The sequence below is a fragment of the Aeromonas sp. 11P genome (assembly GCF_051920165.1).
Classification (GTDB): domain Bacteria; phylum Pseudomonadota; class Gammaproteobacteria; order Enterobacterales; family Aeromonadaceae; genus Aeromonas; species Aeromonas veronii.
Genome location: NZ_JBQBDJ010000004.1, coordinates 724,926 through 751,272 on the forward strand (window position 1 = coordinate 724,926; position 26,347 = coordinate 751,272).

Below are 26,347 nucleotides of genomic sequence, written 5' to 3' on the forward strand. Positions count from 1 at the left end.
TGTTGCAATGGCCGCCCTTTTTCTTGCGCCAGAGCCCCTTGCAGCATCGGCACGCAGTAGGCAAGCCCGCCCGAGATAACTACAATGACGCTCTTTTTGATGTAACGAGTGACACCATGGCAGAACTGACTTATCTGGGCGGCTATCCCGACCCTCTCAAGGCACAGGTACAGCAGCTGATTGCGGCGGGCAAGCTGGGGGAGATGCTGGCTAAACGCTATCCGGAAAGCCACCAGATCCAGAGCGACAAGGCGCTGCTCGCCTACACCATGGAGCTGAAGAATCGCTACCTCAAGAGCTCGGCGCCCCTGTCAAAGGTGGTGTTCGATGGCAAGATCAACGTGATCAAGGATGCCCTCGGCCTGCACACCTACGTCAGCCGGGTACAAGGCAGCAAGCTCAAGGCCAAGAACGAGATCCGCATCGCCGCCCTGTTCAAGGAGGCGCCGCCTCCGTTCCTGAAAATGATCGTGGTGCACGAGCTGGCCCATATCAAAGAGAAGGATCACAACAAGAGCTTTTACCAGCTCTGCCAACATATGGAGCCCGACTATCATCAACTGGAGTTTGATCTCAGGCTCTGGCTCACCTGGCGCGATATCGACAAGGCCAGCCGCTAGGTTGACAACCGTTTCAGGGAGGAAACATGCCATTTGGTGCCACCCGCTTTATTGCCACTTTGGTAATGACCAGCTTGGGCCGCGCTGACTATCCCCGCCGCGCGTCACGTGGGCTGCTGGCCCTGCTGCTTCTGCTCGCAGGCCACAGCACCCGGGCCGATGAGCGCTGGCAGAGCGACAGCTATCTCACCGAGAGCTTTATGGCCATCGTCATGGAGCGGGAGTATGGCGAAGCCGGGCAGACCCGTTTTGCCCGCTGGCATCAGCCGATCCGGCTGCAACTTATCAACGAGTCGGGTGACAAGCCGCTGCAGGCAGACGTGGTGAAAGTGCAGGCGGCCCATCTGGCCCGCATCACCGGCCATCCCATCAGCATGGTGAGCAGCAAGCCCAATCTGACCCTGATCATGACCGACTACAGCAAGATGAAGAGCTGGGCCAACCGCACCATGGGGGGCGACCCGTCGGTCGGGATGGCACTCAAGGAGGGGCTCTGCTTGGCCAACTTCGCAACCAATACGAAACACGAGATCAGCCGTGCCACCATCATCATTCCGGTAGACTACAGCCGGGCCAAGGGGCGCTTTCTCGACTGCGTGGTGGAGGAGTTCACCCAGGTGATGGGGCTGCCCAACGACTCGGACAAGGTGTTTCCCTCCATCTTCAATGACAACAGCATCGACAGCTTTTTGACCGGGCTGGACTATGTGCTGCTCAAGATGGCCTATCACCCGGCCCTCAAGGCCGGGATGAGCAGCGACGAGGTACGCGCAGTCCTGCCGCTCGCAATCAAGGGTCTGCGCGTCAAAGGGGAGATCCGCGAGGCCAATCGCCGGGTGCAGCAGCAGAGCCTGAAAAGCTGGGCGGGGTTGTAACGAGCCTGGCACAACCCAAAGCTAGAAAAACCACCGCGAGCCTCTCACCACCCACAAAAAACGCAGCCACCTGGCTGCGTTTTTGTTGTCCGGGGATCGGCGGATCATTCGCGGGCATGCCCGTTTATCAGCAACCCATTTATCGAACGCCCGAGTTATCCACTGACCGTGCGGGATCAGGAGGCGACGTTCTCTTCCGGCATCCAGCTGTCGGCGTTCTCCCACACATCCTGCACCATGGCTTCGGCCAGCTCTTTGTCTTCCTTGCTGGCACGGCTGACGGTCAGGGCCATGGCACTGCCCGGCGCGACCCGCACATGGATGTCGGGGAATTTTTCGCCAAGCTGCTTGAGCAGCTCCTGACGCAGCGCCTCCATGGTCGAGGTCGGGATCTGATGTTTTCTGTCGATGATGATTTCAAGACGCATAGGAAACTTCTCCATGATTTATAACTGTATTTTTATCCAGTATTCATGGGAAGTAAAGTGCCAACTTGCACCAATCAGAAAAGATCCAGCTGCTGGCCGCAGATCCGGTCGAACGACTCGCCGATAAAGGGCAGGATGGCATCGGCAATGGGCCGCAACTGCTTGTCGATATAGTGTTCGTAATCGATGGCGCTGCGCCGGTACTCCAGCGGTTCTGGGCCATTGAGGGTCATCAGATAAGCGATGGCGCCCCGATGCTGATAGCGCTGGGGCAGACCGCGGCGCAAGTTCTCCTCATCGGCCAGCCGCGCTGCCCGCACATGGGGCGGCACATTCTTCTGGTACTCTTCCAGCTTCTGGCGTAGCCGTTTGCGGTAAATAAGCAGATCATCGTGACGACCGGTGCGAGTCTCATCCACCATGGTGCGCACATAGCCGCTGGGATCTTCATCGTGAAACACCAGCTCATAGAGGCGGGTCTGGAATTGCTTGGCCAGCATGGTCCAGTCGGTACGCACCGATTCGAGCCCCTTGAACACCAGCTGTTCACTCCCCTCGCTGGCCTTGCCAACCAGCCCCGCATAGCGCTTCTTGCTGCCCTTCTCCAAGCCGCGGATGGTGGGCATCAGAAAGCGGCGGTAGTGGGTCTCGTACTGGATCTCGAGATAACTCGGCAGATCGAACTCGCGCCTGATCAGTGCAGCCCAGTTATCGTTGATCATTTGCGCCAGTCGCTGGCCGATCTCGTCCGCCTCATCCGGGCTGGTCTCGCGCCCCAGATGGACAAAGGTGGAGTCGGTGTCGCCATAGATCACCTCGAACCCCTTCTCTTCAATCCACTCGCGGGTCTGCTGCATGATGCTGTGGCCACGCAGGGTAATGGACGAGGCTAGGCGCGGATCATAGAAACGGCAGCCCCCCGACCCCAGCACGCCGTAGAAGGAGTTCATGATGATCTTGATGGCCTGGGAGAGCGCCTTGTTGCTGGCCGCCTTGGCTCTGTCCCGCGCCGCCCACAAGGTAGCGATGAGATCCGGCAAGAAGTGCCGCTCGCGGGAGAACATGGCGCCGCGAAAGCCCGGAATAGCGTGGTCGGGGTGTTGCAACCCCTCGATAAGTCCCATGGGATCGATGCAGAAGGTGCGGATGATGCTGGGATAGAGGCTCTTGAAATCGAGCACCAGCACATGGCGATAGAGACCGGGTTTGGAGTCCATCACATAGCCGCCGGGGCTCGCCAGCCCCCCGTCGGCCGGCAAATTGGGGGCCACGTAGCCGCCACGATGGAGCCGCGGCAGATAGAGGTTGGTAAAGGCCGCCACCGAGCCCCCTACCCTGTCCAGCTCAAGGCCGGTGAGGGAGGCGCGTTCAATGGCAAAAGGGATGAGGTGGCAATAGTCAAAGATCTCCCACACCAGCTTGCAATCTTCCAGGTTGTAGCGGGCCAGCGCCTCCTTGTCGGAGTGGAACAGCTCGGTGATCTTCTCCCCCCGATTGACCACATCCTCGATATCCTTGCCACGGCCGAGCAGTTCGCTCGCCACCGCATCCAGGCTGTAGCTGGCAAACTGCCAGGTGGCGCTTTTCAGGGTGTCGATGCCATCGAGCACCATGCGCCCGGGAATGATGACGTTGCCGGTCTGGGGATCGCCCCGTGACGAGCGCCAGAAACAGAGCTCGCGCCCCCGTCCGAGCCGCAGCCGCCGCTTGTTAAGTTCGGCGCGGCGCAGCAGCAGGCGAAAGTCGAAGTTGACCACGTTCCAGCCAATCACCAGATCGGGGTCGTGCAGGCTGAACCAGCTCTCCAGCGCGCCAAGCAGGGCGCTTTCATCCGCCACCCACTCGACCTTGGTGCCCCAGCTCTCGGCATCCGCCTCCGGTGCGCCGATCATGATGACCCGCGCATCCTGCTCGCAGTAAAGACCGACCGAGAAGAGCGCCCCGTCCATGGCGCACTCTACGTCGAGGGACACCCAGGAGAGAGTTGGCGTCACCGCCTGCGGTGCGCAGCGTGCCTCGTTCACCTCCCAGTAGCCCTGTTGCCACCCTTCTTCACCGCCCGGCCATCGAAGCGCACACCAGCGGTGATGAAGCGCTCCATCAAAAAGCGCTCTGGCAGCCGGATATCCGCCTCGAAGTGCTCCAGCCCGCGAATAAGCAGCAGCTCGATGGCGCGGTGAAAGGCGCTCAGGGTAGCGAAATAGCAGCCCACCACAGGGCGACCGTCGAAGGTATGCATCGGCAGGCGGCGAAACCGCCCGCTCACCCCGGCCCCCTTGAACAGCTCGGCGGCTTCTGCCATGTGGCTCTGTGGCAAAAAGAACACCGGCTCCTGCCCCGGCACCACCACCCGCACCGGCCCCTGCGCGCTCCAGAGCCACATCACGATTTCGGTGGTTGCAGGCAGCCCGTGGCGGCCGCGCACGTCCCGACCGTGGCGGGTCAGGATAAAACCGTCGAGGGGTGGGGTGGCGGGTACGGTGGGCTGGGTTGCAATCATGAAGCGTAAAGGGGCTGTCCGAGAATGGGACTATTGTACGTTCATACAGTGCCAGCTCGCAATCGTCACACTGGCTGCGAGGCGGGAGTCAAACTGGTAAGCTCGATCCGGTCGTTATTCCCGCCCATCCCGTTCTGACCACTCTTCGCCGACGAAAGGAGTCTTTGTGGCAATCTATTCCCTGTTGGATCAGCTGGCTATCCCCTACCAGCGTGTTGATCATCCCCCGGTGTTTACCTGTGAGGAGGCGAGCAAGTTGCTGCCCGACCTGCCCGCCGCCAAGACCAAGAACCTCTTTTTGCGCGACCCGAAAAGCGAGCGGCTGTTTCTGGTGGTGAGTCCGGAGGAGCACCGGGTCGACCTCAAGGCGCTGGCAGCCATGCTCGGGGTCAAACGGCTGAGCTTTGGCTCCCCTGAGCGACTCGATGCGGTGCTCGGCCTTACCCCGGGCTCGGTGACCCTGCTCGCCATGGTGCGCGACAGGGAAAAAGCGGTAGAGCTGGTGGTAGACGAGGCCATCTGGCAGGCCGAACAGGTGCAGTGCCATCCGCTGGTCAACACCGCTACTCTGATCATCCGCCTCGACGACGTGCGCCGTCTGCTGACCCATCTGGACAGGGAGGCCATCGTCATGCGCTTGCCTGCTGCAACCTGCGATTAGCACAACGTCTGGCGGTTGGGTTCACCCTGCCGCCAACACAACCACCTTTCACGCAGCGAAATTGACTGACAAGACAATAAAATGGCTCCTTGTGCGCTGATAAATCGAGTCAGCAATTGCCATCGTGCAAGAAGTCGGAGGTGAGCACATTCGGCCATTTAACCAATTGATAATAGGTTGGATTCATGTTGTGATCGGCCACTGCCAGCAGGCGATACCCCATCGCCTGTTCGTTCACAGGTGACTTCCCAGAGAGCCCCTTGATGCCAAGTCTGTTTTCCTCGGCCCAGTTGTTGAGTCTGGTGCTGTTCGTCACGCTGTCACATGTGGGGGTCGCCACCATTTTCGCCGCCATGTGGCACACCCATCGCCAGATCAGGGCATTGATCTACTGGTCAGCGGGGGAACTGGTTATCGCGGGGGCTTTTTGCTGCCTGCTGCTGCGCCCCCTCGAGGGAAATGCATCCCTTGCCAATATTCTCTGCACCAACCTGCTGTTGATGTCGACCACCCTGCTCTATGAACGGGGGATGCGCCACTTCTTTCGCCGTGAAGCCGATCAACTGGGCTGGCTGCTGCCCGCCGTTACCCTCGGTGGTTTCGTCCTGTTTGCCCTGACCGCGCTGCAGCAACCCCTCTTTGATGTGCACAGTCGGATAATCGTGCTCTCCGGCGTGCTCTCGCTGCAGATTGCGCTGCTTATCTGGCAGCTCTGGCGCTACCAGCGGCTGGCCCCTGTCTATCGGGTGCTGCGCTTTGCCATTCTGCTGCTCGGCCTGCAACTGCTGTTGCAACTGCTGCGGATTGCCAAACACCTCTGGCAGCCGGAGCAGGCGGCCAACTCCTTCACCGATCCGCTGCTCGGACCTGTGATCCTGCTCAGCCTGCTCTTTACCATCGCCCGCAGTTATCTGCTGCTGAGCCTGGTCCACACTCGCCAGCAGCAAGCCTTGCTGGCCACCCAGCGCACGCTGGAGCGGCGCGCCAATCAGGATGAGCTGACCGGCCTGTTCAGCCGCCACTATTTCGAACGCCAGGTGGCCCTGCGTGCCCGCGAGGTGACGAGCCCCGGCCAGCTGCTGCTGATCGATCTGGACAACTTCAAGCAGATCAACGACCGCCACGGCCACCCCGCCGGTGATGCCATGCTGCGGGCCGTGGGTCGGGTGATCACCAATACCCTGCCTGCCGAGGGCATGGCCGGTCGGCTTGGCGGCGATGAGCTGGCCCTGCTGCTGATGGCGGACCCGCAGACCCTACCCGACTACTGCCACAGCCTGCAACAGCAGATCGCCGAGGCGACCTGGGAGCTGGCCGGTGGCCCCATCAGCCTCAGTATCGGCCTCACCTCGCTGCACCCTGACGAGGGGTTTGAAGCGGCCTACCTGCGCGCGGATCGGGCCCTTTACGCCGCCAAACAGGCTGGAAGGCAACGGGCCTGCGTACAGGAGCTCCACCACAACGAGCCGCAACCGCTGCCGCCCTGCGCGCTCCTGTCATGAGCGCAGTGCTCGCTCTGCAGTGCCGACCGGCCAGGCTGGCAGATGCTCCGGCTTACCGGCGCTATGTCACCGAATGCGCCAAAGACGGACAGCCGCTCTATCAGGTGGCGCAATTTGACCCGGACGGCTGGCTACAGAGCCTGCTGGATCACGCCAAAGGGCGCAACTTGCCCAGTGGATACCTGCCGACCACCACCTATTTTGCCCTCGATGGCGAGGAGATCATCGCCACCCTGCGTCTTCGTCACGGTGACAATGAGGCAACCCGCCAGTGGCTGGGTCATATCGGTTACGAAACCCGCCCCTCTCGCCGTGGCGAAGGGGCCGCGACCGTGCTGCTGCGCTGGGTGCAACAACAGGTGCTGGCAGCGCCGGTGCTGATCTGCTGTGACCAAGACAATCTGGCTTCCCGCAAGGTCATTACAGCAGCCGGTGGCGTGTTGCTGGGACGGCGCTTCCATCCGGGGGATCGCAACTGGCTGGAGATGTATCAGCTAGCCCCCTGCCCCAGCCGACCATAGCCGCAGCAGTAATAAAAAGAGCGCCCCGAAGGCGCTCTTTTTATGAACGTGGCAATACCGTTAGTAACTGTCTTCCTGCTCCGCCTTCATCCTGGCCTGACGAGCATAGGCCTCCTCCTCGGCGCTCTCAATCTCCTGCAGCACCGAATCGAGATCGATGGCGGCGCGGCTCTCTTCAAAGTGACCGGTCAGCTCGCTCTCAGGGGTGAGTTTGCCATCTTCAAACAGCGCCCACATCTCCTGGGCATAACGGGTCTTGAGCAGCTCGGGGGCATACATGCCGTAGTAGTTGCGCATGTTGTTGACGTCCCGCTCCAGCATCGCCTTTGCCTGATTGTTGGCGGCAGCATCCACCACCTGGGGCAGGTCGATAATGACGGGGCCCTGGCTATCCACCAGCACGTTGAACTCGGAGAGATCGCCGTGGATAAGACCGGCGCAGAGCATCCGCACCACATAGCGGATCACCTTGTGGTGATCGATGACCGCTTGCTCGGGGGTAAGCGCCACATCGTTGAGGCGCGGCGCGACATTGCCATCCTCATCGGTGATAAGTTCCATCAAGAGGACGCCATCGAGACAGACATAGGGCTGCGGCACCCGCACACCGGCCGCCGCCAGCTTGAACAGGGCGTCGACCTCGGTGTTCTGCCACACCTCTTCATGCTGTTTGCGGCCGTACTTGGAGCCCTTCTCCATGGCGCGGGCGCTGCGGCTGTTACGCACCTTGCGCCCCTCCTGATAGACCACGGCCTGCTTGAAGCTGCGCTTGGACGCCTCTTTATAGACTTTGGCGCAGCGGATCTCGTCGCCGCAGCGCACCACATAGACGTCGGCCTCTTTGCCGCTCATCAACCGGCTGACGACCTCATCGACCAGGCCGTCATCAACCAGAGGTTGGATTCGATTTGGAATTTTCATGGCCGCCCTTTTACCCTATTTCCGCTCTCGAAGATAGCTCCGCGCACGCTCACCTGCCTCTCCCTTTCATAAGACACCCTGTTATCCCCTGTTTGCGCTGTTTTTGTCCACCCGTTCGCCTTAAAAACCACCAGCAGCAGGCCAAATACGAAAGGCGCCTGTACCAACAAAAATGGCCCGCAAGCGGGCCAATTTTCAAGGTTCGGGCGGCAAGCCCTGACGAATGCGCTGGATCCCCGCTTCATAGAGGCCGTCATCCCCCTCCTGATGCTCCAGGGTTTCGAAGATCTTGAGAAACCACATGTACTGCTCGGGATGGCGCGCCACCTGCATCTCCACCACCCGGTTCATGGCGTTGACGTCTGCCAGCAGATCGGCGGTGGGATAAGGGTCAAACGGCGGCTCGATCTCCAGCAGATAGCGTCCCTCATCCTCGTCATAGCTGGCAAAGATGGGCACTGCTCTGGCACCAGTCAGCTTCACCAGCTTGGGCAAGGCTGGCAGGGTTGCCTTGGGGCGGCCAAAGAAGGGAACAAACACGCTCGCCTCGCGGCCGTGATCCTGATCTGGAAGATAGAAAAAGCTGGCGCCGGCGCGGATTGACTTGATCGCAGGCTTTATCCCGGCGCTACGCTCGTACACCTTGCCTGCTTTGGCCCGCTCGCGGTTAATGTACCAGTCGAACACCTGATCTTTCGGGCTCTTCATCATGGTGCACATATCTATGCCCATCATGGAGAAGTAGCGGCCAATCATGTCGACCGCCCAGGTGTGAGGCACTACAAGGATCACCGGACGGCCTTCTGCCTGCTCCGCTTGCACATGCTCCCAGCCGGTGACCTTGATGCGGCGGGTCAGGCGCGCCTTGCTGCGCCAACTGAGCTCGCCAAAGCCCATAAAGGTCTTGAGACCGACCCGGATCGATTTGAGCAGCAGCGCCTGACGTGCGGCGGCATCCAGCTCGGGAAAGCAGATCTTGAGGTTGGTATCGGCGATATAGGCCTGTTTTTTCGAGAAACGCAGCAGGGTCGGTGAGACCAGATCGGCAAAACGATCCCGCAGCCTCGCGGGAGTAAATGCCAAAAGGGAGAGCAGGCCCAGCGCACACCAGCTGCCCCACCATTTGGGATGCAGCAAGCGAGTATGAAATGAGGTATCAAATACCGGATCTAACGGGGACATGGCGGCCATCAAGTCATCAAAAACAAGCAGTTATTGTAGTTATCCTGACATTTTTTTCTACCCTGAGAAGGCTGGCCGCCGACCTGCAAGGCACTGATCAGACGAGTTATCATAAAAAATGGCCCACCTGGGGCCATTTCAAACAATCCACATTCAGAGTCAGCCGTGGGGCGACAATCCCTTGCGGATCCGCTGGATCCCCGCCTCGTAGAGGCCATCCAACCCCTCTTGTTCTTGACGGGTATCGAAGATCTTGAGGAACCACATGTACTGGCCCGGATGGCGCGTCAGCTGCTGCTGCACCATGTCGTTCATACGACAGGTATCGGCCATCACATCCTCGGTGGGATAGTTGTCGAACGGTGCCTCAATCTCCAGCCGGTAGCAGTGGTTCGCTTCGTCATAGCAGGCGAGCAGCGGCACCGCCTTGGCGCCACTGACCTGCACGAGACGGGGCAAGGCAGGCAGGGTCGCCTTGCGGTGGCCGAAGAAGGGGGCGAAGATGCTCTTCTCGCGGCCATGATCCTGATCCGGCAGATAGAAGAAGCTGCGACCGCTCTTGATGGTTCGGATCACCGCCTTGATCCCGGCGCTGCGCTCATAGACGCGGCAACCGTTCTTGGCCCGTGCCCGGTTGAGGTGCCAGTCAAACACCGGATTGCGCGCCCGTTTCATCATGGTGCACATCGGCACCCCGCGCTGGGTGAAGCAGTAACCGGCGGCATCCACCGGCCAGGTATGAGGCACTACCAGGATCACCGGACGACCGGCAGCCCGCTCCGCCTCGATATGCTCCCAACCGATCACCTGCATCCGGCTCATCAGATAACGCTGGCTGCGCATGGTGAACTCGCCAAATCCCAAGAGACTCTTGAGGCCGACCCGGATCGAGGTCAGTGCAATGGCATCACGCTCTTCCGGGCTCTTGTCCGGGAAGCAGATCTCCAGATTGGTTCTGGCGATATAGATCTGTTTTTTCGAGATACGAAACACCAGCGGTGCCAAGGCTTCGGCCAAACGGTCGCGCAATCGCACCGGCACAAAGGCGAGCAACATCAGCACGCCGAGCGCCAGCCAGCTGAACCAGTAGCGGGGATGCAGAAAACGGGCTTCAAAAGAGGAGTCAAATACGGGATCTTGGGACGACATGTATTGGGGTCGAGCGAAAAAGTGGTGCTGCATTGTAGTCGTCCTGACAGGTAATACCAGTTAAATCCATGGCGAATAGCCCGCCACAGGCGCCACATCAAAAAACCATAAAAAAATGCCCCGCACTGCGGGGCATTTTGCTCGTTACACAACCAAGGTGGAGGCCCTTTGTCCATCCATCGTATGACTGGTCGTTTATCCCGTCGCTCTCGGAGCGCACTGCTTATCCATTTCCCGACGTCACATCTTCTTCAAGATTTAACGGTGAGCGCCCTGGCGGGCCATGCCGTTGTTCATTTCGGTATCACGCTGCGGCAGAAAAAACATCAGGTAACGCAGTGCCACATACCCGACGATCACGGTAGCCACCCCCAGCTCGAAGTGGGCCAGCAGTCTGATCTGCTCGACGTAGTGACTACCTTGCGCAAACCCTTCAACCAGATGAGCCACTTTGAACAGAGCGGTGGCACCGATCACCAGCGGGAAGGTGAAGGCGGCATAACCCGGCGAGAAGGGCAGACGCAGCAGTTTGATGAAGGCCAGATAGATGATACCGGTCATCAGGATGGCAATCCCCAACAGCACGGCCACCAGCAGCAGTGACGGCTCCTGACTGACAGTCAGGTAACCGGCCAGAGAGAGGCTGGCAGGGGCAGCCAGAATGGCGATGGTCGGTTTGGCGGCATCCGGCACTTCATGGCTGAAGATCAGGCGATAGAGCATCAGCGGCAGCATCAGGCCATAGCAGATGATCCCGAACCAGAGCAGACCGTTGGCCAGCGGGGCAAACTGCCCCCCCGGGAAGGCGACGTCAGCCACGATGATGCCTACTGGCGGCACGAACCAGCTCGGCACCATGTGGTGGATTTCAAACTCTTTGGCGCGATGCCAGATAAAGGTGGCCAGGAACAGCAGGTGAACCGCCACGGCAAACAGCCAGAGGGCCTCGCCCACTTGCGGCGCAATCATACCGAGCGCTTTGGAGACCACCATGGTGCCCATGGCATAGGTCGGTACCACACTGCCCACCACAGGGTGAGCGAGATCCTGCAACAGCAGGCGGGGGTGAAGCAGAAACTTGAAGGTCAGGATCACCAGCAGCACGGCCGCAATGGCAGCGCCCAGCAGTTGCATCCGGCCATCGAAGCGACCGGCATTTTCCCAACACCAACCAAGGCTGGCGATGCCCAGCGCCAAACCCGCCATGGGGGTTGGGGCGGCAGCCAGTGATTTACGGGTTCTTGCGATCATGATGACACCTTTCTATTGATGACTATGGCGATAGGATAATATCCCCTTATCGTTTACGATATCTAAATGAATTAAATCAATCATTCAGGAAAACCAAACACGATGAAACTGACCCTGCAGCAGCTGAAAGTGTTCGCCACCATTGCCCGTTATGGAAACCTTGGCCTTGCCGCCAACGAGCTCTGCCTGAGCAAGGGGGCCGTCTCCCAGTCGCTGCAGGAGCTGGAGCGCCAGCTCTCCACCCCGCTGTTTGACCGCATTCACCCCAGATTGCAGCTCAACAACGAGGGGCGACTGCTGCAACCGGCCGCCGAAGAGCTGCTGACCCGGATGCAGGATATCGAGAACCTGTTCAGCCCCGATGCCGAACCCAGCGGACAGCTTCGCCTTGGTGCCAGCCAGACTATCGGCAACTACCTGCTCCCCACCCTGCTCGCCAGCAGCAAACAGGAGCTGGGGCTCCCCCCCAAGGTGACCATCAACAACACTCACCTGCTCTGTCATGCGCTGGCCAACTTCGAGCTGGATATGGCGCTGATCGAGGGAGAGAACCACCACCCCGACCTGCTCGCCGAACCCTGGCTGCAGGACGAGATGCTGGTGGTGGCCCCACCCGGTCACCCGCTTGCCAACAAGAAGGAGCTCTCCCTCTCCCGACTGGGGAGCGAAACCTGGGTACTGCGTGAAGCGCAATCGGGCAGCCGCGAGCAATTTATCCAACAGATCCAGCCCGAGCTCCCCCGCTGGCAACCAGGGCTTGAACTCAACACCCTGGAGGCGGTGATGCTAGCGGTGGAGAAGGGGCTTGGCATCTCCTTTATCTCCCGGCTGGCAGCCTCGGATCGCTTGGCAGATGGGCGGCTGATCGCCCTGCCCCTCTCCCGCCGCTTCCCGCGCCAGCTCTCCCTTATCTGGCACAAGCAGAAGTACCACTCCACCTCCCTGCGCCACTTTATCCACTTCTGCCGGGCTCAGGTGAACGATGCCGAGGTGAGCCGCGCAGAGTAACGCCCGCTCGGAGCGCCGCTGGCTGACCTGCATGTCTATGGGAAAAAACAGAGAGGGAGCCACGGCTCCCTCTCTTTGATTCGCTTCTGAGTATCACTTCGCCAGACTGCGCAACCAGCTGATCTCCTCGCCCCAGATGGACTCGTCTATGGTCTCGAGGATCAGCGGAATGCGATCGAAGCGATCATCATTCATGATGTGGTGGAATACCGCCTCTCCCAGATTGCCCTCCCGCAAACTGTGGTGGCGGTCGACCCGGCTACCGAAGGTGCACTTGGCGCCGTTGATATGCATCCCCTTGAGGTAGCGAAAACCGACGATCCGGTCGAACTCGGCAAAGACAGCAGCACAGCTCTCGGCGGTACGCAGATCGTAGCCGGCGGCAAAGGCGTGGCAGGTATCGAAACAGATCCCGACCCGGTTCTTGTCCTCCACCCCTTCGATGATGGTGGCAAGGTGCTCGAACGACCAGCCGAGGTTGGTCCCCTGCCCGGCGGTATTCTCGATCACCGCCGTCACCCCTTCACTGCGCTCCAGCGCCCAGTTGATGGACTCGCTCACCAGCTTGAGGCTGGCCGCCTCGGGAATTTGCTTGAGATGGCTACCGGGATGGAAATTCAGATAGCAAAGCCCCAGCTGCTCGCAGCGTTTCATCTCATCGAGAAACGCATCGCGGGATTTTGCCAGACCATCGGGATCCGGGTGGCCCAGATTGATGAGGTAACTGTCGTGGGGCAGGATCTGCTCCGGCAGAAAACCGGCCTTGTCACAGGCCGCCTTGAAGGCACGAATGGTGGCATCCGACAAGGGGGCCGCCTGCCACTGACGTTGATTCTTGGTAAAGAGGGCAAACGCGTTGGCCCCGATGGCCTGGGCACGGGCGATGGTATTCTCCACCCCGCCGGCCGCACTGACGTGGGCTCCGATATATTTCATACAATCTCCTCGATACGGCAAGCCGCCATTATGCCGCTCCCGCCCGGCCACGCCAAACCGGGATATCCGATAGCGGGTATCGACAAACAGTGCCGCCTATACAAGGCGCTGCGTTTCATGGCGTAATCGGCCTTCGCTGTGGCAACCTCTCCCCAGAAGGGATAGTTAGAGCCCGTCCACGCCAGCATGGTGCCCATAAAAAAACGCAGCGTATCGCCTAAGCAATAACGCTGCGTCTTTGGGTCTCTCGGCCGTCTCCCTTGCCGTGGCCCGAATGGCCAGCGACAAGGGAGCAAGAATGCGCGGGGAGAGTCGCCTTAGAAGGGCATTTTAAAACCTGGCGGCAGTTGCATGCCACCGGTCAGCTCGCCCATCTTGGCCTTGTTTTGCTCTTCCACACGACGCACGGCATCGTTGCAAGCGGCAGCAACCAGATCTTCCAGCAGCTCCTTGTCATCTTCCATCAGGGAGGGGTCGATCTCGATACGACGGACGCTGTGGCTACCGGTCATGGTGACCTTGACCATGCCTGCACCGGCTTCACCGGTCACTTCCATCTGAGCCAGCTGCTCCTGCGCCTTCTGCATACGCTCTTGCATCTGTTGGGCCTGTTTCATCAGGTTCCCCATTCCACCTTTACCAAACATATGTCGTCTCTCGTCTTGAAATCCGGCATCCAGCGCCGGGCTGTGGGCTTGTCTGTCCTAGATGGGGACAGCCAAACTGCTTTTCAACCGGAAGCAAGCTCCCGGCCACGGAATTTAGCGGTTGAGGGGCTCGATGCTCTCGTGATGAAGCACGGCACCAAACCGCTGAACTAAAAACTGCACGTTGGGATCCTGCTCCAGATCCCGGGTCACCTGCTCACGCACCCCGAGATAAAGGCGGTGCTCGATCTCGAGGGGGGTCTCCTGGTAAGGCACCACACCGAGCGTCACCTCGACCTGCACCGGTTGACCCAGCGCTGGCCCAATGATCTCGGCCAGATCGGCGCGCGCCTTGTCACTCACCAGATGGCGCTGCTCGGGCTTGAGGGTCAGCAACACCTTGTCCCCCTCCCGCGTCATCACCGAGTTGATGGCCAGCTGGCGCAGCCGTCCACCCACCTGAGTGTGGGCAATCAGCTCGGCCCAAGGGTCGCCGCAACCATTGAGCAGTGAGGAAGGGATAAGGCGGGTCGCCTCCCCCTCTTGTGGCTCCTCATCGCTCTCGAGCTCATCCCAGTCGATGGTCTCCATCACCGGCTGAGCAGGTTCACTCTGCATCAGGGGAGCCACAGCCACCGCCGTGGTGGCAACGGGTGGCTGGGTCGCAGGTGCGGGCGTCACCGCAGGCGCCGCAGCACTGCGCTCACCGGGTCGATAGCTCGGCTGCCCGTCGAGATCCCAGGGGGGCAGATCGGTTGGCTGGGCCGGAGCCGTAACAGGCGCGTGGCTCATCACCGGAGTCTGCTCGGCAAATCCCTGATTGAGGTACTCTTCGTACTCGCCGTTATCACCCTGCGGCTCGTAACCGTCACCATAGAGATCCACTGGCGGCAGATCATCATAGTGACCCATCGCCGCCATCCCCTGCCCGGCCGGTTGGCCGACCGGAGCTGGCTGTTGGGTGACGGCCGGTGCAGCAGCGGGCGCGACAGGACGCGCTGGCGCAACCGGCACTGCGCGCGCCGCCGGGGCATCCTGACCACGCTGGCGGCTGCGCAGCATGTTTCGCTTGCCAAGCAGGCTCTGCATGCTCGATACCGCTGAAACAGTTTCAGGTGCGCTAACCGGCGCGGTTGTCGGTTCTAGCGCGGGCTCGAAAGGGGCTGTCAGTGGCTCGCCACGGGAATAGGCCGCATCGGCTGCGGCAGGCGCACCATCATCAGCGGGCTGCATAGCAGAGTGCGCTGGCACATCAGGCTGTGCATTTGGCAGAGCGGGCTCAGATTGATACCCCATGCCCGCAGCTTCGCGCAGCAACTCATCCTGCTGGCTGAACAGTTCGGCGGCTTGCGCCTCCTCCTCGCTGTCGGCAGCGTTAGCAGTGTCATCCACCATCGCAGGCAGGGAGGCATCAACCGCAGGTACAGCACTGTTGGCAACAGGGCTGGCTAGAGGTGTGGGCACGGCGCCGCTGATCGGTGCCACTGCGGCCGATTCAGCGGCCGGGCGCTTTCCCGGCAAGGAGGCTACCGGAGTGGCGCTGCTCGCCGCACTGCTCGTCATTGACGGGGGCAGCGCAGTGAGGCTGGCCGGATGCAAGGCATCGCGCCTTGGCGAGAAGGCGAGCATCCGCAGGCAGGTCATCTCCAGCGCGGTGCGGCCATCGGGGGCCCAGGGCAGATCTTTACGGCCACCTAGCACAATCTGGTAGCAGAGCTGTACCTCTTCCGGGCTCATCGCCTTGGCCAGTTGCAGCAGGGAATCGGCATCCGCCCCCTGCTCCTGCACGCTGGCAGGCAGCAGCTGGGCCATGGCGATGCGATGGAGCAAGCCTTCCAGCTCGGCGTGGAGCTGATCAAAATCGGGGCCCAGGGTGGCGATCTCGGTGATCTTGGCCATGGCCGCGGGGGCATCTTGCCGCAAAATGGCTTCCAGCAGCTGGTGCAGATGGCGGTGATCGAGCGTGCCCAGCATCGCCAGCACGCTGTCGAGGCGCACGCTACCATTGCCGTGGGCCAACGCCTGATCGGTCAAGCTCAGGGCATCGCGCATACTGCCGTCGGCGGCTTTGGCCAAAGCCAGCAGGGCGCGGGGCTCGAAGGGTTGACCTTCCTGATCCAGCACCCATTCGAGCTGCTTGGCGATCTGGGTCTGATCCAGACTCTTCAGATGAAACTGCAGGCAGCGCGAGAGAATTGTAATGGGCAGCTTCTGCGGATCCGTGGTGGCCAGCAGAAACTTCACATAGGGGGGCGGCTCTTCCAGGGTTTTCAGCAGCGCGTTGAAGCTGTGACGCGACAACATGTGCACTTCATCGATGAGGTAGACCTTGAAGCGGCCGCGGGCCGGACGGTACTGCACGTTGTCGAGCAGCTCGCGGGTATCTTCCACCTTGGTGCGGGACGCCGCGTCAATCTCCAGCAAGTCGACAAAGTTGCCCTGATCTATCTCGCGGCAGGTGTCGCAGACACCGCACGGGTGGCTGCTGATCCCCTGCTCGCAGTTGAGGCTCTTGGCCAGAATACGGGCGATGGTGGTCTTGCCCACCCCGCGGGTACCGCTCAGCAGATAGGCGTGATGCAGCCGTCCCTGATCCAGGGCGTTGGTCAAGGCGGTCAGCACATGTTGCTGGCCTACCACTTGTTCAAACGTATGGGGGCGCCATTTACGCGCCAGAACCTGATAGCTCATAAATCCATCATGCAGAGAAGACAGGGCATTGAGGCCGGATGCTAACACAAATGGCGGGCTGGCTGTATCGGCTATCGGTGAGAGCGGGAGGGATCGCTTGATTTTCAAACCGATGCCCGCAAGGGCACCGGTTCAATGCAGGCCCGATGCAGAGGATCGGGCCGAAGAGGCATTACTCGCCGGCCAGCTCGACCAGTGAGACCACCTTGATGCCAGCGGCAGTCAGACGGGCATCGCCGCCCAGAGACGGCAGGGAGATGATGAAGGCCGCATCGGCCACTTCACCACCGGCACGGCGGATCAGCTTGACGGTCGCATCGACGGTACCACCGGTCGCCAGCAGATCGTCCACGACCAGCACCTTGTCACCGGGCACGATGGCATCGGTGTGCAGTTGCAGGGTGTCGGTACCGTACTCGAGGGCATAGGACTCCTCGATCACTTCGCGCGGCAGCTTGCCCGGCTTGCGGACCGGCACGAAGCCCAGCCCCATGGCATAGGCAACCGGCGCGCCAAAGATGAAGCCGCGAGCTTCGGTGCCAACAATCTTGGTGATCCCTTGATCACGATAATGATTGGCCAGCAGATCGATGGTGGCCTTGAAGGCCTCGGCGTTCTCGATCAGGCTGGTGATGTCACGAAACAGAATGCCCGGCTTCGGATAGTCGGGAATGGTCTTGATGCTTGCTTCGATAAATTTCAGGGTTTCCGGATTCATGTGTTGACCGCTTATTTTTTTGACCCAGGGGTGGCCATTTTTTCTCAATTCCCTTCTGCGGGAAATAAAAAAGCCTGTCACGCAAAAATGACAGGCCGACTCCATAGCATTATTGCTGCAATAGCTTAGGGACTTCACTTCACCATTGCAACTGGCTCCAGCACCGGCAGGCGCATTAACCAGGTGAGCAGGATCACCATTATGACAACCAGCAACCCCTTTACCCACAGCAGTGGCACCACCGCCAACGACACCGAAAAGGTGAGCAAAATGAAGATTATGGCGCGCCGTCTGGCCTGACGACGAATACCGCGATATTGCTGCCAATCGACGATGGGCGGGCCAAACCAGGGATGGGCCAGCAGCCAGCGATGAAAACGGGGCGACGAGCGGGCAAACAGGGCGGCAGCCAGCAACATGAAGGGGGTAGTCGGCAAGAGCGGCAGCACAATGCCCACAATACCGGTGGCAAATGCCAGCCACCCGAGCGCCATCAGACACCAACGCTTCATTCCTTCTCCTTGCGTGATTTATCTCCCTCTAGCCTAACAGAGTTTGAGCGGGTGCTGACAGCGGGCCGCAACCCCACTACAATCTGCGCTCTTTTTTCTCCCCACTCTCGTCGGAAAGCCGTTATGCGCGTTATTTTGGCCCCCATGCAGGGGGTACTGGATCACCTGATGCGGGAGGTTCTCACCTCCGTCAATGATTACGATCTCTGCGTGAGCGAGTTTATCCGGGTCGTCGATCAGCTGTTGCCCGCCAAGGTGTTCTACCGCCTCTGCCCTGAACTGCTGCAAGATGGCAAAACCCGCGCAGGTACCCCGGTACGGGTGCAACTGCTGGGACAACACCCCGAGTGGCTGGCCGAGAACGCCGTGCGCGCCATTGAGCTCGGCTCCCCCGGCGTCGATCTCAACTTCGGCTGTCCCGCCCCTACGGTCAACAAGAGCAAGGGCGGTGCGGTGCTGCTCAAGGAGCCCGAGACCATCTATCGCATCGTCAAGGCGGTGCGCGAGGCGGTGCCAGCCCATCTGCCGGTGAGCGCCAAAATTCGCCTCGGTTACGATGACAAGGAGCTCTATCTGGAGAACGCCCAGGCGATCTTCCAGGGGGGCGCCAACGAGCTGGCCGTTCATGCCCGCACCAAGCGTGAAGGGTACAAGGCCCCCGCCCACTGGGAGTACGTGGACGCCATTCGCCGTGCCCTGCCCATTCCCGTCACCGCCAACGGCGAGATTTGGGATCATAAAGATGCCCTCGCCTGCGCCAAGGTCTCGGGTTGCGATGCTCTGATGGTCGGGCGCGGCGCCATCTCCCTGCCCAATCTGGCCAACGTGATGAAAACCGGCTGCCCGCACATGAGCTGGGCCGAGGTGTTGCAGCTGATGGTGAGCTATACCGAGCAGGATCTGGCCAGCGAAAAAGCCGACTACTACCCCAGCCGCATCAAACAGTGGTTCAGCTATCTCAAGCGGGAATATCCCGAAGCGGATCTGCTGTTTCAGGAGATCCGGGTGCTCAAAGAGACGGCTCCCATCCGCGATGCCCTGTTGCAAGCAGCCAAAAGCCACGGCTAACCACGTTTAACTTGACGCATATCATCTTGATAGAGTTATCGGATCCCTATACTGCCCCGAATCTGTCGTCTGTCCTGTGGGGGATAATGTGTGTGAAATGACGCAAGCACAGTTGACTGTCTGGCGTAATCGCCTGCTGTCAGACTGGGCCCAAGTACGAGAAACGCTGATCGGTCAGCTTAAAGCCTGCCGTCGTGACGAGTGGGCCGAACAGGTCGGTCACTGCGAGCAGGATCAACTGGTGGAACTGACAAGCCGGCTGGATCTGCCGAAGGTAGAGCAGAGCGTGGCCCGCCTCAAGCGGATCGACGCGGCACTCTGCCAGATGGATCTAGGCCTCTATGGCCTCTGCTCCGATTGTGAAGAGCCACTTTCCATCGAACAGCTGGAACAGGATCCGACCCTGCAACGCTGCCCGCGCTGTGAAACCCGCTATCGCAAGGGATTCCACGCCCACGAACTGTGAGGGATGCACATCTGTGCATCCGCTCAACCCTCAGCACTGGTTACTCCGTCGTTCCTGTCCAATACTCAACCGTATCAGCCTGTTCGAGGGTATGCGTTGTGTACAGACTCTTGTTGTTATGGTGTTTGTGTTGCCAGGCTACGGCACAAGAGTCATTGGTCGTGGGCTGGGTCGACTGGCAGCCCTTCAGTTATCGCAATGAACAACAACAGCTCCGCGGACTGGATGTAGAGCTGCTCAACGCCATCTTCCTGCGGGCCGGTTATCAGGCCAAATTCAGTGAAATGCCCTGGGCTCGCGTGTTGCACGAGCTGAAATTCGGCACGGTTCAACTAGCCATGTCAGCCAATATCACCGCCGAGCGGCAGCAATATGCCCGCTTCAGCCACCCCTATCGGGAAGAGGAGACGGCCATCGTCATCCGTCGGCAAGATGCCGAGCGCTGGCGCGGGATCACCACCCTTGAGCAGTTGATCAACACCCCTGACTTCCATATCGGGGTGCTCAAGGGGTTTGATTACGGCAATACCTTCCGCAAGTTGATGGCACGGCCCGAGCTGCAGCCTCGCTTACAGATGCGCCTGAGGCTGGATCAACTGCTGAAGATGTTGCAAGGGGGACGGATCCAGGGGTTTATTCTCGATCCCCACGGATTGCAAGAGTGGCAGGGTAAGGATGGCATGCAGGACAAGCTGTATATTCTGCTGCATATCGAACTGACACCAGTTCACCTGATGCTGAGCAAAGAGAGCACCACAGAGGCGCAACTGCAGCGGATCAATCAGGCTATCGATCAATTGAAACAGAGTCCCGACTATCAGCAGATCCTCGATAGCTACCAGTTCAGATCCCTGCATTCACAGGAAAACACTCATAAGTAAGGGGAGCATCTGCTCCCCTTACTGTCTCAAGCAAACCCCATCCTGTCTTAAACAGCCCTGGTTGCAACTTGCCAGGACGTTTTGGTCACCGATAACGTGATGGATTACTTCTGCCTGTCAGCGTCCCAGCACAATGTCGGCAAGGTGGGCGAAGTGGTGGATTTCGTGGGTGGCATCGCACTCGCCCGCTTGCCGCGCCGGGTTGTACCAGCAGGTTGCCAGCCCCTGCGCCGCCGCCCCGGCAATATCGGTTTTCGGATTATCCCCCACCATCAGCACCCGGGCCGGATCTGGCTGCCCCATCAGGGAGAGGGTGTGCTGGAAAATAGCTGGCGCCGGCTTGGTCACCCGAATTTCGTCGGAGATCACCAGTGGCTCGAACCACTCGCTCCAGCCCAATTTGCCCAGCCGCCCCCGCTGGGGCACGCTGAAACCATTGGTAATGATCCCCATCCGCACCTTGCTGCGCAGCTGCTGCAGGGTCTCGACCACCCCTTCGAGAGGCATGCTAAGGGCAATGATCTGCTCCAGAAAGGTGTTGTTCATCGCCATGGGATCGGCGGCAACCTGCTGGGCAAAGAGGGAGAAGCGGGTCTGCTGCAACGCCGTTGCATCGATCTCGCCGTCGTTGTACTGCTGCCAGAGCCCGTGGTTGAGGTCGTGGTACTGCGCCATGCTGGCGTCATCAGCCTGTACGCCATAGATCTGCAAGGTGTGCGTCAGCGCAGAGGCGACCGGAAAATCGAGCAGGGTTTCATCCAAATCGAACAGCACCCAGTCATAGCTTGGTTGTTTCACAGAACTCCTTGTTATCATTCAGATTGTTCAGAGGCTTGGCGACCAACTCTGCCAAGCGGGCTGGCCAGCAGATCCAGCGTGAGACGCACGCCAAAGCCGGTCACTTCGCTGGAGACCACCCCATTGCCCCCCTTGTTGCGAAAACCACTCAGGTCAAAGTGCAGCCAGGGGGTCTGCTCGGGCACGAAGTGGGCGAGGAAACGGGCCGCATCGATGTGATCCGGCGAACTGCCCGGTGCACACTGCAACAGATCGGCCCACTCGCTCTCGATGTTGTCGTCGTAATCGTCATCAAGCGGGAAGGGCCAGACTCGTTCACCGCTGCGCTGACCCAGATTGACCAGCGATGTCATCCATTCGCTGCGATTGGTAAAGACGCCGCTGTAGCGGCTACCCAGCGCCCGTTTGCAGGCCCCGGTCAGGGTCGCGTAATCGAGCAGCAGATCCGGAGTATCCTGCACCGCCATCGCCAGGGTATCGGCCAGTACCATTCGACCTTCGGCATCGGTATCGACCACCTCGATGGAGGTGCCATTGATGGCAGTCACCACCTCGCCGGGGCGATAGGCGTGAGGGCCGATATGGTTCTCGGCAATGGCAAGCCAGCAGTGTACCTCGTAGGGCAACTGGGCTCGGCTGATGGCGTAGAGGGCCCCCAACGCCACCGCGCTGCCCCCCATGTCCAGATGCATGCCATACATGCTGCCGGAGACCTTGAGGTTGTAACCGCCAGAGTCGTGGCAGATCCCCTTGCCCACCAGTGCAATACGGCGCACCGGTTTGGGCGGGTAGTAGCTGAGCTTGACCATGGCCCCATGATTGTCTTCCGAACCACGAGCAACAGCCAGAAACGCACCCGCCCCCAGCTCGGCCAGCTGTGCCTGATCATAGTGATGGCACTGCCACCCCTCATCTTGCGCCAGCTTGCTGACAAACTCGCGATAGCTGGCGGCCGTCAGCTCGGAGGCAGGCAACACCGCCAGATGGCGAGCCAACCCGTTACCCCCCGCTTCGCTGTAAAGGCGCGCCAAGTCCAGCACCACTGCGGGTGAAACCTTGATCTGCTGATAGCTCCAGCTGCTTTCACTGCGGCGCTTGCTGGTGGGCAACGAAATATTGGCGGCAAGCAGGGCTGACAACATCACTTCGGCCAGCATCACTCGCTCGGAGGGAGCAAAACCTTCCAGATGCAGCCCGAGCCGCTCCACATTGAGCCCAGAAAGAGGAGCAATCCAGCCTCTGATCTGTTTATAGAGGCGGTGATCCCGCGTCACACTGCCGGCCACAAACATCACCTGCAACAGGGTATTGCCATGCATCAGGGTAAAGGGCGCTTTTTTCCCCAGCGCAAGCTGGGTCTGGAGACCCGCAAGGGCGGGGAGCGAAAGCAAGGACTCCTTCTGCTCTTCGGCGATCAGCAGCAGTTGCAACGGCAGCCCTTGAGCAAGGGCTTCGGCCAGCGTGGCATCCCGGCTTTCAATAGCAGGAGGAAGATAGGTGAAGGGAGTGATCACAGGCGCGTGCCTCATCCATGAAGAGATAACTGATGATACCGAACAAATGGTTGATACGACCAGTTTTGGTCTTGAAAAAGCGTCAGAAATAGCAGCAATCACCAGACGGTGACGAGCATCAAGAAGGATTGTTCAATGATTGGCAATACAGGAAGGAAACGTACAGAAAGTTGGTTGCGGGGGCCGGATTTGAACCGACGACCTTCGGGTTATGAGCCCGACGAGCTACCGAGCTGCTCCACCCCGCGTCCGAATTGTCACCCTCAAGCCGAGCAGTAGCTTGATGGCGTTTGTCTGCTTTCGACTGTTTACACAATCGCAGGCTGACGAAAAGTTGGTTGCGGGGGCCGGATTTGAACCGACGACCTTCGGGTTATGAGCCCGACGAGCTACCGAGCTGCTCCACCCCGCGTCCGAATTGTCGCCCTCAAGCCGAGCAGTAGCTTGGTGGCGTTTGTCTGCTTTCGACTGTTTACACAATCGCAAGCTGACGAAAAGTTGGTTGCGGGGGCCGGATTTGAACCGACGACCTTCGGGTTATGAGCCCGACGAGCTACCGAGCTGCTCCACCCCGCGTCCGAATTGTCGCCCTCAAGCCGAGCAGTAGCTTGGTGGCGTTTGTCTGCTTTCGACTGTTTACACAATCGCAAGCTGACGAAAAGTTGGTTGCGGGGGCCGGATTTGAACCGACGACCTTCGGGTTATGAGCCCGACGAGCTACCGAGCTGCTCCACCCCGCGTCCGAATTGTCACCCTCAAGCTGAGTAGCAGCTTGATGACGTTTGTCTGCTTTCGACTGTTTACACAATCGCAAGCTGACGAAAAGTTGGTTGCGGGGGCCGGATTTGAACCGACGACCTTCGGGTTATGAGCCCGACGAGCTACCGAGCTGCTCCACCCCGCGTCCGAATTGTCACCCTCAAGCCGAGCAGTGGCTTGGTGGCGTTTGTCTGCTTTCGACTGTTTACACAATCGCAAGCTGACGAAAGAGTTGGTTGCGGGGGCCGGATTTGAACCGACGACCTTCGGGTTATGAGCCCGACGAGCTACCGAGCTGCTCCACCCCGCGTCCGAATTGTCTCGAAGTGGCTGAGCAGTAGCCAGTTCGATTTCTCCTTCCCATCAACCGGTTACACCGGTTTGACTGGTCAGGATATCAGATGGTTGCGGGGGCCAGATTTGAACTGACGACCTTCGGGTTATGAGCCCGACGAGCTACCGGGCTGCTCCACCCCGCGTCTTAGGTCGCCAATAATAGGCGCCAGCGCACAGATTGCAAGTAAATATCTCAAAAAAAGTTTATTCGTAGATTAATCGGACAAATAGTGCGGTCATTAGCAGCATCATGCTGTTTTTTCAGGCAATCGAGTCCTTGCCAGGCATCCGGCACTACACTCAATAAGGTGAACACTCCTCATTTTGGGTAGGTAGAATATGCGCATCTCCGCCGGTCACTGCCGTCAGTTGGGGGCTACGCCCGACAGTCACGGCGTCAACTTTGCGATCTGGGCACGCCTCGCCAGCCGGGTCGAACTGCTGCTCTTCGCAAGCGCAGACGATGCGACCCCCGAGGTGATCCCCCTATCCCCGCGCCTTAACCGCACCGCCTACTACTGGCATATCCATGTGGAGGGGATCTCGGTCGGGCAGCGTTACGCCTATCGCATTCAGGGCCCGTGGCGCCCATATGGCGGCACCCGCTTCGATTCCGAGAAGGTGTTGCTCGACCCTTACGGCCGCAGCATCGAGCTTGGCGCCAATTACGATCGATGGGCGGCGGCCCGTCCAGGCAGCAATCTGGCTTGTTGCGCCAAGAACAAGGTGGTCGATACTCGCCACTACGACTGGGAAGGAGACAAACTGCCCGCTCACTCCCTCTCCCGCTCGGTGATCTACGAATTGCATCTGGGGGGCTTTACCAAGTCCCCGAGCTCCGGAGTCGATCCGGCGCTGCGTGGCACCTATCTCGGATTGATTGAGAAGATCCCCTATCTGCAATCTCTCGGCGTCACCGCCGTCGAGCTGCTGCCGGTGTTCCAGTTCGATCCTCAGGATGCGCCCAAAGGACTCTCCAACTACTGGGGTTACAGCCCCATGTCCTTTTTCGCCCCCCACGCCCAGTACGCCTGCGGCGATGATCCGCTGACCGAATTTCGCGACATGGTCAAGGCGCTGCACAAGGCCAATATCGAGGTGATCCTGGACGTGGTTTACAACCACACCGCCGAAGGGGGTGATGATGGCCCCACCTTCTCGTTTCGCGGCATCGACAACGAGGCCTACTACATCCTCGACAACAACCAGAAGGACACCAACTATTCGGGCTGCGGCAACACCTTCAACGGCGCTCATCCGGTGGTGCTGCGGATGATCATGGACAGCCTCCACTTCTGGCGTCAGGAGATGCACGTCGATGGCTTCCGCTTCGATTTGGCCGCCATTCTGTCACGGGATGAATCGGGTCAACCGCAGGCCAATGCCCCCACTCTACGCACCATAGATACGGACCCAAACATCGCCGACATCAAGCTGATTGCCGAAGCCTGGGACGCGGGGGGCTCTATCAGGTGGGGTCACTGGCCGGCGCCCGCTGGCGTGAGTGGAACGGCCAGTTCCGGGATGATGTGCGCCGCTTTCTGCGCGGGGATGACAACAGCGTCACCGCCTTTGTCGAGCGGCTCTGCGGCAGCCCCGACATCTACCACTATCACCACGCCGATCCCGAGAAAAGCATCAACTTCGTTACCTGCCACGACGGTTTTACCCTGTGGGACTGGGCCAGTTACAACAGCAAGCACAACGAGGCCAACGGGGAGGAGAACCGTGACGGCTGCGATCACAACTTCAGCTGGAACCACGGCCACGAAGGGGTGACGGAAGATCCCCAGATCAACGCCCTGCGGATGCGCCAGGCCAAAAACATGATGGTAGCGACCCTACTCTCGGTGGGCTCCCCCATGCTGCTGATGGGAGACGAGCTGCTGCGCACCCAGCGGGGCAACAACAACGGCTACTGTCAGGACAATGCTACCTGCTGGATGAACTGGCTGCCCAATGCCCGCAGTCAGGAGATGTTCCGCTTTATGAAGGAGCTGATCCAATACCGCAAACACCTGTTCCAGCGCCCGGAGCAGGAGAGCATGCCGCTGTCGCTCACCGAGATCCTGCGCCACAGCGAGATCTGCTGGCACGGAGTCAACGCCGGGCAACCGGATTTCAGCCCCCACTCCCACGCCATCGCCATGTCGGCGCTGTCGAGCGAGACCAAGCTGGCGCTCTATGTGCTGTTCAACGCCTACTGGGAGCCCCTCACCTTCAACCTGCCGAGCCCGCCCAAGGGGGTCGGCGGCTACTGGCGGCGGATCCTCGATACCGCCCTCCCCTCGCCGCAAGATATCTGCACCTTCGGCATGCCGCTGGAGGGATTGACCCGCGAATATCTGGCCCAGCCGCGCAGCAGTTGCCTCTTTATCTGCGGGGCCGACGATTTCTATTGAT

Annotated in this window: 22 protein-coding genes, 7 tRNA genes and 2 pseudogenes; 10 read left to right on the forward strand and 21 right to left on the reverse strand. The window is 59.9% G+C overall.

The window, feature by feature from the left end; all coding sequences use genetic code 11:
- Positions 1-116: 116 nt before the first annotated feature.
- Both ACTG1P_RS03500 and ACTG1P_RS03505 read left to right on the forward strand, forming a co-directional pair.
- Complete coding sequence (locus ACTG1P_RS03500) at positions 117-620, forward strand: M48 family metallopeptidase (RefSeq protein WP_033137854.1); 504 nt, start codon at positions 117-119, stop codon at positions 618-620.
- A 65-nt stretch (positions 621-685) separates the two neighbouring features.
- Positions 686-1,495 (forward strand): DUF2927 domain-containing protein, encoded by an 810-nt coding sequence (locus ACTG1P_RS03505; protein WP_440002280.1) that lies wholly within the window; start codon positions 686-688, stop codon positions 1,493-1,495.
- A gap of 176 nt (positions 1,496-1,671) precedes the next feature.
- Here the strand turns inward: ACTG1P_RS03505 and ACTG1P_RS03510 are convergent, their stop codons facing one another.
- Positions 1,672-1,923: a DinI family protein gene (locus ACTG1P_RS03510; RefSeq protein ID WP_440000492.1), complete on the reverse strand. Its 252-nt coding sequence runs from the start codon at positions 1,921-1,923 to the stop codon at positions 1,672-1,674.
- A 74-nt stretch (positions 1,924-1,997) separates the two neighbouring features.
- Positions 1,998-4,423: pseudogene (locus tag ACTG1P_RS03515) on the reverse strand (DNA polymerase II).
- A gap of 166 nt (positions 4,424-4,589) precedes the next feature.
- On the opposite strand from ACTG1P_RS03515, the gene ACTG1P_RS03520 reads away from it, so the two are divergent.
- On the forward strand, positions 4,590-5,084 hold the full coding sequence (locus ACTG1P_RS03520) for a prolyl-tRNA synthetase associated domain-containing protein (protein ID WP_338771105.1): 495 nt from the start codon (positions 4,590-4,592) through the stop codon (positions 5,082-5,084).
- Positions 5,085-5,193: 109 nt separating this feature from the next.
- On the opposite strand, the gene ACTG1P_RS03525 is transcribed toward ACTG1P_RS03520, so the two are convergent.
- Positions 5,194-5,322, reverse strand: coding sequence for a hypothetical protein (locus ACTG1P_RS03525; protein ID WP_265062747.1), 129 nt, complete (start codon positions 5,320-5,322; stop codon positions 5,194-5,196).
- Between the two features lie 25 nt (positions 5,323-5,347).
- On the opposite strand from ACTG1P_RS03525, the gene ACTG1P_RS03530 reads away from it, so the two are divergent.
- Together ACTG1P_RS03530 and ACTG1P_RS03535 are read left to right on the forward strand one after the other, a co-directional pair.
- The gene (locus ACTG1P_RS03530; protein ID WP_440000493.1) at positions 5,348-6,586 is read left to right on the forward strand and encodes a GGDEF domain-containing protein; all 1,239 of its coding nucleotides are present in this window, start codon (positions 5,348-5,350) and stop codon (positions 6,584-6,586) included.
- Complete coding sequence (locus ACTG1P_RS03535) at positions 6,583-7,107, forward strand: GNAT family N-acetyltransferase (RefSeq protein ID WP_374810437.1); 525 nt, start codon at positions 6,583-6,585, stop codon at positions 7,105-7,107. The genes ACTG1P_RS03530 and ACTG1P_RS03535 overlap by 4 nt, the downstream gene beginning before the upstream one ends.
- Positions 7,108-7,167: 60 nt before the next feature.
- On the opposite strand, the gene ACTG1P_RS03540 is transcribed toward ACTG1P_RS03535, so the two are convergent.
- The 4 genes from ACTG1P_RS03540 to ACTG1P_RS03555 form a co-directional block, all read right to left on the reverse strand.
- On the reverse strand, positions 7,168-8,028 hold the full coding sequence (locus ACTG1P_RS03540; protein ID WP_069555790.1) for a PA4780 family RIO1-like protein kinase: 861 nt from the start codon (positions 8,026-8,028) through the stop codon (positions 7,168-7,170).
- 195 nt (positions 8,029-8,223) lie between these two features.
- On the reverse strand, positions 8,224-9,219 hold the full coding sequence (locus ACTG1P_RS03545) for an LpxL/LpxP family acyltransferase (protein ID WP_278173666.1): 996 nt from the start codon (positions 9,217-9,219) through the stop codon (positions 8,224-8,226).
- Between the two features lie 150 nt (positions 9,220-9,369).
- Positions 9,370-10,359 (reverse strand): lauroyl-Kdo(2)-lipid IV(A) myristoyltransferase, encoded by a 990-nt coding sequence (gene lpxM, locus ACTG1P_RS03550; RefSeq protein ID WP_440000494.1) that lies wholly within the window; start codon positions 10,357-10,359, stop codon positions 9,370-9,372.
- Between the two features lie 258 nt (positions 10,360-10,617).
- Positions 10,618-11,610 carry a TDT family transporter gene (locus tag ACTG1P_RS03555; protein ID WP_440000495.1) on the reverse strand — a complete coding sequence of 331 codons (993 nt, stop codon included), beginning with the start codon at positions 11,608-11,610 and terminating at the stop codon, positions 10,618-10,620.
- A 102-nt stretch (positions 11,611-11,712) separates the two neighbouring features.
- Between ACTG1P_RS03555 and ACTG1P_RS03560 the strand changes: the two genes are divergently transcribed.
- Positions 11,713-12,618: a LysR substrate-binding domain-containing protein gene (locus ACTG1P_RS03560; protein WP_440000496.1), complete on the forward strand. Its 906-nt coding sequence runs from the start codon at positions 11,713-11,715 to the stop codon at positions 12,616-12,618.
- Between the two features lie 93 nt (positions 12,619-12,711).
- Here the strand turns inward: ACTG1P_RS03560 and nfo are convergent, their stop codons facing one another.
- From nfo to ACTG1P_RS03585, 5 genes are all read right to left on the reverse strand, one after another.
- Positions 12,712-13,554 carry a deoxyribonuclease IV gene (nfo, locus tag ACTG1P_RS03565; RefSeq protein WP_440000497.1) on the reverse strand — a complete coding sequence of 281 codons (843 nt, stop codon included), beginning with the start codon at positions 13,552-13,554 and terminating at the stop codon, positions 12,712-12,714.
- Between the two features lie 317 nt (positions 13,555-13,871).
- On the reverse strand, positions 13,872-14,201 hold the full coding sequence (locus ACTG1P_RS03570; RefSeq protein WP_005333445.1) for a YbaB/EbfC family nucleoid-associated protein: 330 nt from the start codon (positions 14,199-14,201) through the stop codon (positions 13,872-13,874).
- A 114-nt stretch (positions 14,202-14,315) separates the two neighbouring features.
- Entirely contained in the window at positions 14,316-16,892 is a 2,577-nt protein-coding gene (gene dnaX / locus ACTG1P_RS03575) for a DNA polymerase III subunit gamma/tau (protein ID WP_440000498.1), read from the reverse strand.
- A 172-nt stretch (positions 16,893-17,064) separates the two neighbouring features.
- On the reverse strand, positions 17,065-17,610 hold the full coding sequence (gene apt, locus ACTG1P_RS03580) for an adenine phosphoribosyltransferase (RefSeq protein ID WP_005352403.1): 546 nt from the start codon (positions 17,608-17,610) through the stop codon (positions 17,065-17,067).
- A gap of 134 nt (positions 17,611-17,744) precedes the next feature.
- Positions 17,745-18,122: a YbaN family protein gene (locus ACTG1P_RS03585; protein WP_206899658.1), complete on the reverse strand. Its 378-nt coding sequence runs from the start codon at positions 18,120-18,122 to the stop codon at positions 17,745-17,747.
- A 123-nt stretch (positions 18,123-18,245) separates the two neighbouring features.
- On the opposite strand from ACTG1P_RS03585, the gene dusC reads away from it, so the two are divergent.
- From dusC to ACTG1P_RS03600, 3 genes are all read left to right on the forward strand, one after another.
- Entirely contained in the window at positions 18,246-19,190 is a 945-nt protein-coding gene (dusC, locus tag ACTG1P_RS03590; protein WP_278173650.1) for a tRNA dihydrouridine(16) synthase DusC, read from the forward strand.
- A gap of 97 nt (positions 19,191-19,287) precedes the next feature.
- Entirely contained in the window at positions 19,288-19,656 is a 369-nt protein-coding gene (locus ACTG1P_RS03595) for a TraR/DksA family transcriptional regulator (protein ID WP_005333451.1), read from the forward strand.
- Between the two features lie 161 nt (positions 19,657-19,817).
- Positions 19,818-20,537: a substrate-binding periplasmic protein gene (locus tag ACTG1P_RS03600; RefSeq protein ID WP_440000499.1), complete on the forward strand. Its 720-nt coding sequence runs from the start codon at positions 19,818-19,820 to the stop codon at positions 20,535-20,537.
- A 117-nt stretch (positions 20,538-20,654) separates the two neighbouring features.
- On the opposite strand, the gene yjjG is transcribed toward ACTG1P_RS03600, so the two are convergent.
- The 9 genes from yjjG to ACTG1P_RS03645 form a co-directional block, all read right to left on the reverse strand.
- Positions 20,655-21,335: a pyrimidine 5'-nucleotidase gene (gene yjjG, locus ACTG1P_RS03605; protein ID WP_440000500.1), complete on the reverse strand. Its 681-nt coding sequence runs from the start codon at positions 21,333-21,335 to the stop codon at positions 20,655-20,657.
- A gap of 14 nt (positions 21,336-21,349) precedes the next feature.
- Positions 21,350-22,849, reverse strand: coding sequence for a M17 family metallopeptidase (locus tag ACTG1P_RS03610; protein WP_440000501.1), 1,500 nt, complete (start codon positions 22,847-22,849; stop codon positions 21,350-21,352).
- A 171-nt stretch (positions 22,850-23,020) separates the two neighbouring features.
- Positions 23,021-23,097: transfer RNA gene (locus ACTG1P_RS03615), tRNA-Met, on the reverse strand.
- 87 nt (positions 23,098-23,184) lie between these two features.
- Positions 23,185-23,261 (reverse strand) — tRNA-Met (locus ACTG1P_RS03620).
- An 87-nt stretch (positions 23,262-23,348) separates the two neighbouring features.
- Positions 23,349-23,425, reverse strand: a tRNA-Met gene (locus tag ACTG1P_RS03625).
- Positions 23,426-23,512: 87 nt separating this feature from the next.
- Positions 23,513-23,589: transfer RNA gene (locus ACTG1P_RS03630), tRNA-Met, on the reverse strand.
- An 87-nt stretch (positions 23,590-23,676) separates the two neighbouring features.
- Positions 23,677-23,753, reverse strand: a tRNA-Met gene (locus ACTG1P_RS03635).
- A gap of 88 nt (positions 23,754-23,841) precedes the next feature.
- Positions 23,842-23,918 (reverse strand) — tRNA-Met (locus ACTG1P_RS03640).
- Between the two features lie 92 nt (positions 23,919-24,010).
- Positions 24,011-24,087 (reverse strand) — tRNA-Met (locus tag ACTG1P_RS03645).
- Positions 24,088-24,283: 196 nt separating this feature from the next.
- Between ACTG1P_RS03645 and glgX the strand changes: the two are divergent.
- Positions 24,284-26,346: pseudogene (glgX, locus tag ACTG1P_RS03650) on the forward strand (glycogen debranching protein GlgX).
- The last annotated feature ends 1 nt before the right edge of the window (position 26,347 follow it).

Coding starts and splice junctions, on each gene's coding strand:
- ACTG1P_RS03545 (WP_278173666.1), bottom strand. CDS start 9,219: ATGGCCGCCATGTCCCCGTTAGATCCGGTATTTGATACCTCATTTCAT.
- ACTG1P_RS03500 (WP_033137854.1), top strand. CDS start 117: ATGGCAGAACTGACTTATCTGGGCGGCTATCCCGACCCTCTCAAGGCA.
- ACTG1P_RS03530 (WP_440000493.1), top strand. CDS start 5,348: ATGCCAAGTCTGTTTTCCTCGGCCCAGTTGTTGAGTCTGGTGCTGTTC.
- ACTG1P_RS03595 (WP_005333451.1), top strand. CDS start 19,288: ATGACGCAAGCACAGTTGACTGTCTGGCGTAATCGCCTGCTGTCAGAC.
- ACTG1P_RS03585 (WP_206899658.1), bottom strand. CDS start 18,122: ATGAAGCGTTGGTGTCTGATGGCGCTCGGGTGGCTGGCATTTGCCACC.
- ACTG1P_RS03505 (WP_440002280.1), top strand. CDS start 686: ATGACCAGCTTGGGCCGCGCTGACTATCCCCGCCGCGCGTCACGTGGG.
- nfo (WP_440000497.1), bottom strand. CDS start 13,554: ATGAAATATATCGGAGCCCACGTCAGTGCGGCCGGCGGGGTGGAGAAT.
- dusC (WP_278173650.1), top strand. CDS start 18,246: ATGCGCGTTATTTTGGCCCCCATGCAGGGGGTACTGGATCACCTGATG.
- apt (WP_005352403.1), bottom strand. CDS start 17,610: ATGAATCCGGAAACCCTGAAATTTATCGAAGCAAGCATCAAGACCATT.
- ACTG1P_RS03555 (WP_440000495.1), bottom strand. CDS start 11,610: ATGATCGCAAGAACCCGTAAATCACTGGCTGCCGCCCCAACCCCCATG.
- ACTG1P_RS03510 (WP_440000492.1), bottom strand. CDS start 1,923: ATGCGTCTTGAAATCATCATCGACAGAAAACATCAGATCCCGACCTCG.
- lpxM (WP_440000494.1), bottom strand. CDS start 10,359: ATGTCGTCCCAAGATCCCGTATTTGACTCCTCTTTTGAAGCCCGTTTT.
- ACTG1P_RS03535 (WP_374810437.1), top strand. CDS start 6,583: ATGAGCGCAGTGCTCGCTCTGCAGTGCCGACCGGCCAGGCTGGCAGAT.
- ACTG1P_RS03540 (WP_069555790.1), bottom strand. CDS start 8,028: ATGAAAATTCCAAATCGAATCCAACCTCTGGTTGATGACGGCCTGGTC.
- ACTG1P_RS03560 (WP_440000496.1), top strand. CDS start 11,713: ATGAAACTGACCCTGCAGCAGCTGAAAGTGTTCGCCACCATTGCCCGT.
- dnaX (WP_440000498.1), bottom strand. CDS start 16,892: ATGAGCTATCAGGTTCTGGCGCGTAAATGGCGCCCCCATACGTTTGAA.
- ACTG1P_RS03570 (WP_005333445.1), bottom strand. CDS start 14,201: ATGTTTGGTAAAGGTGGAATGGGGAACCTGATGAAACAGGCCCAACAG.